We start from the raw sequence: 7647 nt of genomic DNA, 5'->3' as shown, positions 1-7647 counted from the left end.
CAGTCCGGCGAGGTAGTCGGATTGTTTACGCGCCATCACATGCCTCCCCTGCTGGCGAAAACGCGCGGAACATATGCGGAACAAGGGCGTGTAGGAAAGGGGTGGGCGGTGGAGGCTGCCTTGCTATGCCGCGGCATGGATCACATCCTCCTCGCGCGCCGGTGCCACGCGGCCCCAGCCCTGGCGGACGAGCTGCTCGATCTGCCCCAGCGCCTCGTCCAGATTGGTGCGGCAGCGCTTGTGCGTCTTGGGCGTGCCGATCGGCTTTTCCAGCTCATAGACCGTCATCATGCGCAGCGCGGCGTGGCTGATCTCGGCCGAATCGAGGATCGGCACCGGCAGCAGCGCCGGACCAAAGCTTTGCTCCATGATCGCGCGGACCATGGCGTGGCTGGGATCATTGGCGTCGAACTTGGAACAGATCAGACGGACGAAGCTGTAATCCACCTGGATCCCGGCGCCTTCGAGCTGGCGCAGCACCTGATCCATCATCGACAGGAACTGCACGGTGGAGCAGAAATCGGGCGTCGTCGCCGCCAGCGGCACCAGCAGCGCATTGGCCGCCTGCATCACCGCCAGGCTGATCGTGCCGAGCGCGGGCGGGGGATCGAGAATGACCACGTCATAATCCCGCGCAAGATCGACAAGCCCTTGTTTCAGCTTGCGAAACCGCGCCGCCAAGACGGATTGTCCGTTGGAGCCCGCCGCCGCCAGCTCATATTCCACATCGAACAATTCGAGGTTGGACGGGATCAGATCGACGTTCGGCCAGGGCGTGCGCTTCACCGCATAGCCAAGATCCGCCTCGGTCGGGTCGATCGACAGATAGGGGTAGAGCGTTTCCTCCCGCGTGATGTTGAAATGCGGGTTGAAGCCGAACAGGGTGGTGGTGGTCGCCTGGCTGTCGCAATCCACCACCAGCACGCGATAGCCCTGCACCGCAAAATAATGCGCCAGATGCGTGGTGACGGTGGACTTGCCGACGCCGCCCTTGAAATTCTGCACCGCGATGATCGCCGGCACGTCCAGCGGCGCGCGGGCAGGGGAGGCGCCCAGCACCTGGCGCATGTGGAGCATCTCCTCCACCGTATAGCCGAGCCGCCGGCCGCTCTCGCTGGCGGGGGGCGGGGGGAGGCGGCCGTCATCCTCGGCCATGCGGATGCGATTGGTCGAGCAGCCGAGCAGCGCGGCGGCCTCGGCAATGCCGAAGCGGACGTTGAGGCCCTTGCGGCTTTCCGGCAGGAACGCCTTGCGCCGGAGCCGTTCGATCATCCGCTCGCCGGCCTCGGCAAGATCGCCGATCTGGCTGGTGATTGCATTCATGCCGGAGCCCCGCGCGTCGATTGAAGCTTGTCCGCGCACTCATCGCACGATTTGGTTCAATCGCGCAAGATCGTTACGGCGGGCGTTCGGCAGCGCCTGTTCAGAGGATCAAGATCGCAGACGACGGGTCAGCTCGCCAGGGCGTAAAGCGCCGCCGGCGGCACCGATGGCTGCTGAAACACCAGCCGGGGGCGGGGCGTGCCGCGCTCCATCCGAAGCCCCGCGCGCGCGCCGATCACCGCCGCCTGCGTCCGGTTGGCGACGCCAAGCCGCGACAGGAGCACCCGGATTCGCGCCTTCACCGCGCCCTCCGATGTCTGGTGCAGGCGCGCGATCTCCTTGTTCGACAGCCCTTCGGACAGGCAGCGCATCAACTGCCACTGCTCCTCGTCCAGCCCCGCCTGCTCGAGCATGTCGCCGTCGTGCGGCGCGGGGCACAGCAGATCGGGGGTGGTGCAGATCGGCTGGCCGAGCGCCGCCAGCGCCGCGACATGCGCAAGCTGCCGACCGTCAAGCGCTGGCGAGGCGAGCGAGACGCTGCGCCCCGCCGCCTGGAGCTGCGCCACCAGCGGCTGCTGCGCGGGGCCGCCGATCACCACCCAATTGGCGATCGGCAGCGCGGCCATGCCTTGCGCGAGGTCCGCCGGATCATGATCCGCCGCGATCAGCGCCACGTCGGGGATGCGATCGGCGCGGGCGGGGCCATCATCATTGGTCGCGGCGAAGCCATGGCCGCCGGGCGCGGCGCGCGCGGGCAGGACCTCGATGTTCTGGATGCGCAGGGCGGCGACAATGGCTTCGCGCCAGATGTTGTTGGTGCACAGCAGCACCGCGCGCAGCGCATCTTGCATGAAGTAATTCCCCCCTAGACTGAACATTCCCGGCCCCGTCCGGTCTGTTCACCGTTCCTTAAGCAGACTTTGCCGCACTTACGAAGATGTCAGTAGGAGTGCGTCGATAGTTGCACGCTCCTGCCTCTTTGTGAGTATTCTGCCGTCCTGCGCGTGAACCATGGCTTGCCCGGCGTCCAAAGACGCGCGACCACGATCATCCGGTCCGCTGTGCGATCCATCGGCCCGGCGGCGCTTTCCGAAGAGCAGCGCCAGCGTCCGATGCGCGATTGTTGCCGGGGCGCCGTTTCCGCAACCTTGTTGGCGGGGGCAAGCAGCTTCAACCGAACAGTTCCCGTGTCCTGGCGCACGGCGAGAACTGGAGGGGGGGAAGATATCACTTGCAGACCCAGCATGACCAACAGGAGGTAATCATGAAGGCTCTCGCACTTATTTCGGCCGCCACGCTGGCGATGGTTGCGGCTGCTGCACCGGCTTCGGCGCAGGTCGGCAAGGATTCGGAACAGTATAAGCTGGCGCTGTCCGGCACGGTCGCCAGCAACTGCGAACTGCTCCCCGAGGGCAGCGGCACCTACAATGTCAACATGAGCGAGACGGGCAACCAGGGCGTGCTGACCATCGCTTATGCCTGCAACTCGCCCTACACCGTCTCGCTCCAGTCGCTGAACGGCGGCATGCGTCACGCCGAATCGAACGGCTCGGTCAACGTGCGCTATGACGTGGAAGCCAGCTTCCTGGGCCTCGGCATCGGCGCCACCAGCACCAGCTCGGCGGCAATGAAGAATGCGCCGGTCGTGATCGTCACCGACAATGACTGGACCAACATCCTGCTCAACGGCGGCACCCGCACCGGCAACCTCGACCTGCAGTTCAACGGCCTGTCGAACTATGAAGTCGCCGGCACCTATTCGGACGAGCTGACGATCACGCTCGCCGCGAACTTCTGAGCACCCCCCGGTCTCAGGATCTCGCGGTCGGGGGGAGGGGGTCGCTCCCCTTCCCCCCACTTGCGCCGCCGATCCGGGCCGTCGGGCACATCATCGCTTTGGGGGGAAACGATATGTTCAACCATGCACGCCGGGCGCTTGGCCTGGCCGGCTTCGCCATCGCCGCCAGCGCCGGCACGTCCGCGCTCGCTTATGATCTGAAGCCGATCGTGATCCAGCTTGCGCCATCGGGCGCGCGCGCCGCGCAGACGGCGGTGATCACCAACACTCATGACGTGCCGATCGCCATCGAGGTAAAGGCGTTTCAGCGCGCGCAGAAACCGGACGGGTCCGATACGCTGACGGCCGATGACGAGAATATCATCGTCTCCCCGCCGCAGATGGTTATCCCGCCCAAGTCGTCGCAAAGCTTTCGCGTGCAATGGGTCGGCGACACCGCCCCCACCACCGAGCTTGCCTATCGCATCGTCACCGAACAGCTGCCGATCCAGTTCAAGGAACAGGTGCGCAGCGATCTGACCGCCGATGTGACGATGCGCTACCGCTATGAAGCGGCGCTCTATGTCATGCCGGAGAACCGCCAGGCGAAGGCGACGCTGGCCGGCGTTTCCGCGGTGAAGAATGCCGCCGGCGAGGACGAGCTGGAATTGCGCATCAAGTCCGAAGGCACCAGCCGCGCGATCCTTGACCGCCCGGTGCTGGAGCTGAGCGCGGACGGCACGCCGCATCGTCTGGAAGGGGAGGCGGTGAAATCGCTGGCCGGGTTGAACATCCTGCCCGGCGTGGAGCGGGTGGTGCGGATCGCCATGCCCGCCGATCTCAAGGGTCACGCCCTCTCCGGCAAGCTGACCACCCAGTATATCACGCTGAACTAGGCCGTGGCCCGGCTGGTTGGGCTCGGGCGCCTCGCGCTGCTGTCGGTCAGCGCGAGCCTGCCCTCCATGGTGATCGCCCAGACTCAGGTCCAGGCCAAGACTCAGGTCCCGGCCCAAACTCAGGTCGAAGCCGGGGCGCCGGTCCAGGCTGGAGCGCCGGTCCAGAACGGTGTCGCGCCCGCGGGCCCGGCGGAGGCGACCCCGTCCGCCGATGACATCTTCCGCCGCGTGTTCGGCAAGGAACGCCCGCCGGTGGCGGCGGGGCGCTACACCGTGCTGCTGGATGGCATGCCGGCGGGCGCCTATATGATCGACCCGGCCGGGGAGGGGCATGTCGACAGCGCCTTCGTGACGGAGGTGCTGCTGCCGATCCTGCTCGATGCGCAGGCGGATGCGTTCAAGGCGCTGGCGAACCGCGGCGCGCGCGTCGGCTTTGCGGAGCTGCGCGCGCTTGGCCTGACGGTGGCGTTCGATCCCGGCGAACTGGTGATGACGGTTGGCGTGCCGATGGCCATGCGATCCGCGCGCGTGATCCGGATGCGCGGCGCGCGGGCGCGGCCGGAGCTTGCCTTTGTCGAGCAGGCGGGCGTGTCCGCTTATGCCTCGTTTCGCGGCGGGGTGGACGTGGTGGCGCAATCCTCGCGCGGGGAAACGGGCCTGTCCGGCTTCGCCACGGATGCGGACCTCGGGCTCAACATCGGCGGCGTCGCGCTTCAGGGGCGGCTGCGCTATGCCGAGCGCGGCGAGCGGCAGTGGAGCCGGGGCGACGTTCGCGCCACGTATGACGATGTTGATCGGCTGATCCGCTATGAGGCGGGCGACTTGTCGATCGGTCGCCGCTCCTATCAGCGCGGCGGGCGCATCATGGGCCTGGCGGCGCGGCGCGAATATCGCATCGATCCCTATCTGAACATCCGCCGGGGCGGCGCGCGCGCGTTCGAGATCGACCGGCCGGCGCGGGTCGACGTGCTGGTGAACGGGCGCGGCGGGCGCACCTTCTCGCTGCCGCCGGGGCGCTATTCGCTGCAGGATTTCTCGCTGATGCCCTCGGCCACGAACGACGTGGAGATCCGCATCACTTATGCCAGCGGCGAGGTGGAAACGATCCGCTTTCCCGCTTTCTACGATATCGACCTGCTGGCGCCCGGGATGCTCGAATTTTCCGCCAATGCCGGCGTTCCCTATCGCGACGAGGGCGGGCTGCGCCGTTACGACCGCGATGATTTCAACCTGCTCGGCTATGCCCGCTACGGCGTCAGCGACGTGCTGACCGTGGGAGCGAGCGTGGAGGGGAACGAGCGCTTCACCAATCTGGGCGGCGAAGTGACCTGGGCCTCGCCCTTGGGGTCGATCTTCGTTGCCGCGTCCACCGACGTGCGCGCGCCCTCGCTCGCCACCGCATCGGCGGTGCTGCTTTATTCGTGGCGCGATACCGATCAGCAGCTCGGCCGCTCGCTGGACGCGCAGGTGCAATTGACCGGGCGCGACTATCGCACGCTCGATGGGCTGTTCGGGGGCAATTTCACCGCCGTCTCGGCGCAGGCGCGCTATGGCCAGATGGTGGGCGAGCGGACCCGCCTGCAATTGTCCGGCGGCTATGATCGCCTGCGCGACTTCGGCGATTTCGGCGCGGGCGGCGAACGCTGGTTCGTGGGCGTCGGCGCCTCCTATCAGGCGCGCTTCGGCACCATCTCGGCCAATGTCGATTACGTGAAGGCGCGCGAGGACAGCGGGCTGAGCGCCAGCGTCGCTTTGTTCGTGCCGCTTGGCCGCGGCACCGTGTCCGCCAGCTATGCCACGCGCGACAATGCCAGCCGGCTGGAATATAACCGCATCGCCGCGCAGGGCGTGGGCGCCGCCGGGCTGAGCGCCGGGGTGGAGCGCCGCGACGGGGCGGATCGGCAATATGTGCGCGGCAGCTATGTCGGCAATCGCTTCGAGGGATTTGCCGATGTGGTGCGCACCGCCGCACCGGGCGTGCGCGATCTGCGTACCTCGCTTGGCTTCGGTACCGCATTGGTGATGGCGGACGGCGCCTTTGCCCTGTCCCGCCCGGTGCTGAACAGCTTCGCCATCGTCACGCCGCCCAAGGACGGCGATTATGCCGTGGAGCCGCGCACCGGCTTCGGCTCCGCCGTGACCAGCTATGCCGCTTATACCGATTGGCTGGGCGCCGGCGTGATCCCGGACCTGCAGCCCTATCTGGAACGCTCGATCCAGGTCGACCAGCGCGGCGACCGGGCCGCGCCGGGCGCGGGCGCGGTGTTCAATCTGAAGCCGGGTTTCCGATCCGGCTATCTGCTGCGCCCGGCACAGTCGAGCGACGGCGGCGCCGCCGCGATCGTCGGCGTGCTGGCCGATGCGGCGGGCACGCCCTTGCCCTTCGTCTCGGGCGAGGCGCGGCGCGTGGGCGGCAAGGAGCCGGAGCCCAAGCTCGTCTTCACCAACGGATCGGGGCGCTTCTTCCTCGACGGGCTGGTGGAAGGGGCGACCTATCAGATCAGCGTCACGGTGGATGGGCGGCGGGTGACGACCGACGTCGCGGTGCCGACCGGCAAGGCTGGCCCAACCCGGATCGAGGCGCCGATCCGGCTGGATATGATCCGGGAGAAACAGGATGCGAAATAACCGTGCCGCCCCGCCGCGCGCTCCGCTACTCGGCCTGCTGCTCGGCCTGCTGTTCGGCCTGCTGCTTGGGGCGATACCGGCGCCAGCGGCGGCGGCGGAGGGCGGGGCGCCCGCGCAGCTCCCGGCGCTTGGCGCATCATCACCGGCGAGCGGCGATCCGTGCCAGCTCGATCTGCGGCTGGCCGGCCAGACGGCGTGGCGCGGCATCTACGGGCGCGGCTATGAACCCACCGCCGGCGAGGCGCTGGAGCAGACGGATGTGGTGGTGCTGCACGATGGCGCGCCATGCCAATGGTATCTGACCGCGGAGCGCGCGCCCAACGGTGCGTTCCTCCAGTCGGCGGGCGGCGGGCGACTGGGCTTTGACGTGCTGCAATCGCCCAACGGCCCCTCCCTGTTGTCGGAGGATGTGCAGGGCACCAGCTTCTCGCGGCTGAACGGCGCCTCGGGCGAGGGGCTGGGATCGCAGGCGGTGGCGCTGTTCGTGTCCATCCCGCCGGGGCAGGTGGTGCGCGCGGGCGCTTATGCCGGGCATACGGTGATCCGCCTGTACCGGCTGGGAGACGGCCTGCCCGAGCTGGTGGTGCAGGCGCCGCTCGCCATCGCCGCCGCCGTGCCATCGGTGCTGAGCGTGTCCGCGCGCGATTTCCTGCCGGGCGCGAGCGGCGGGGCGGTGGATCTCGGCCGGCTGGAGGGCGGCGTCACCCGCACGCTCGGCTTCGACGTGACGGCGAATGCGGATGTGTCGCTCAGCTTCCAGTCGGCCAATGGGGGCGTGCTGCGCCATCAGGCGGGCGCGCCGGGCATTCCCTATCGCTTGTCCGCCGGCGGCCGGCCGATCAGCCTGGCGGCGGGCGGCACGGCAACGCGCTTCGTCACCACGCCCGAAACGCCGCTGATGCTGGATCTCACCATCACCGTCGATCCGCACCCCCGCGCGGCGGCCGGCGTCTATCGCGACGAGCTGGTCGTGACCTTCAAGGCCGAGGGGTAAGCGCACGCGCCCGCCCGGCGCCGCCCCCC

6 protein-coding genes are annotated in these 7647 nt (G+C 68.2%); 4 read left to right on the top strand and 2 right to left on the bottom strand.

Translation table 11 applies throughout. The annotated features are described in order from the left end of the window. Positions 1-123: 123 nt before the first annotated feature. Both AX702_RS02940 and AX702_RS02935 read right to left on the bottom strand, forming a co-directional pair. Complete coding sequence (locus tag AX702_RS02940) at positions 124-1323, bottom strand: AAA family ATPase (RefSeq protein ID WP_066775938.1); 1200 nt, start codon at positions 1321-1323, stop codon at positions 124-126. A 128-nt stretch (positions 1324-1451) separates the two neighbouring features. Then, positions 1452-2174 carry a helix-turn-helix transcriptional regulator gene (locus tag AX702_RS02935; RefSeq protein ID WP_066775936.1) on the bottom strand — a complete coding sequence of 241 codons (723 nt, stop codon included), beginning with the start codon at positions 2172-2174 and terminating at the stop codon, positions 1452-1454. Positions 2175-2587: 413 nt separating this feature from the next. On the opposite strand from AX702_RS02935, the gene AX702_RS02930 reads away from it, so the two are divergent. The 4 genes from AX702_RS02930 (at position 2588) to AX702_RS02915 (ending at position 7618) form a co-directional block, all read left to right on the top strand. Then, complete coding sequence (locus AX702_RS02930) at positions 2588-3121, top strand: hypothetical protein (RefSeq protein ID WP_066775934.1); 534 nt, start codon at positions 2588-2590, stop codon at positions 3119-3121. A gap of 113 nt (positions 3122-3234) precedes the next feature. Then, complete coding sequence (locus AX702_RS02925) at positions 3235-3996, top strand: fimbria/pilus periplasmic chaperone (protein WP_066775931.1); 762 nt, start codon at positions 3235-3237, stop codon at positions 3994-3996. Between the two features lie 3 nt (positions 3997-3999). Further along, complete coding sequence (locus AX702_RS02920; RefSeq protein ID WP_066775930.1) at positions 4000-6624, top strand: fimbria/pilus outer membrane usher protein; 2625 nt, start codon at positions 4000-4002, stop codon at positions 6622-6624. Then, entirely contained in the window at positions 6614-7618 is a 1005-nt protein-coding gene (locus AX702_RS02915) for a hypothetical protein (RefSeq protein WP_066775928.1), read from the top strand. Before AX702_RS02920 ends, AX702_RS02915 begins: the two co-directional genes overlap by 11 nt. Positions 7619-7647: the final 29 nt, after the last annotated feature.

The sequence above is a fragment of the Sphingomonas sp. CCH5-D11 genome, from assembly GCF_001557395.1.
Lineage (GTDB): Bacteria > Pseudomonadota > Alphaproteobacteria > Sphingomonadales > Sphingomonadaceae > Sphingomonas.
The sequence above is the reverse complement of the archived record's forward strand: the minus strand, read 5'-3'. Positions and strand labels throughout refer to the sequence as shown.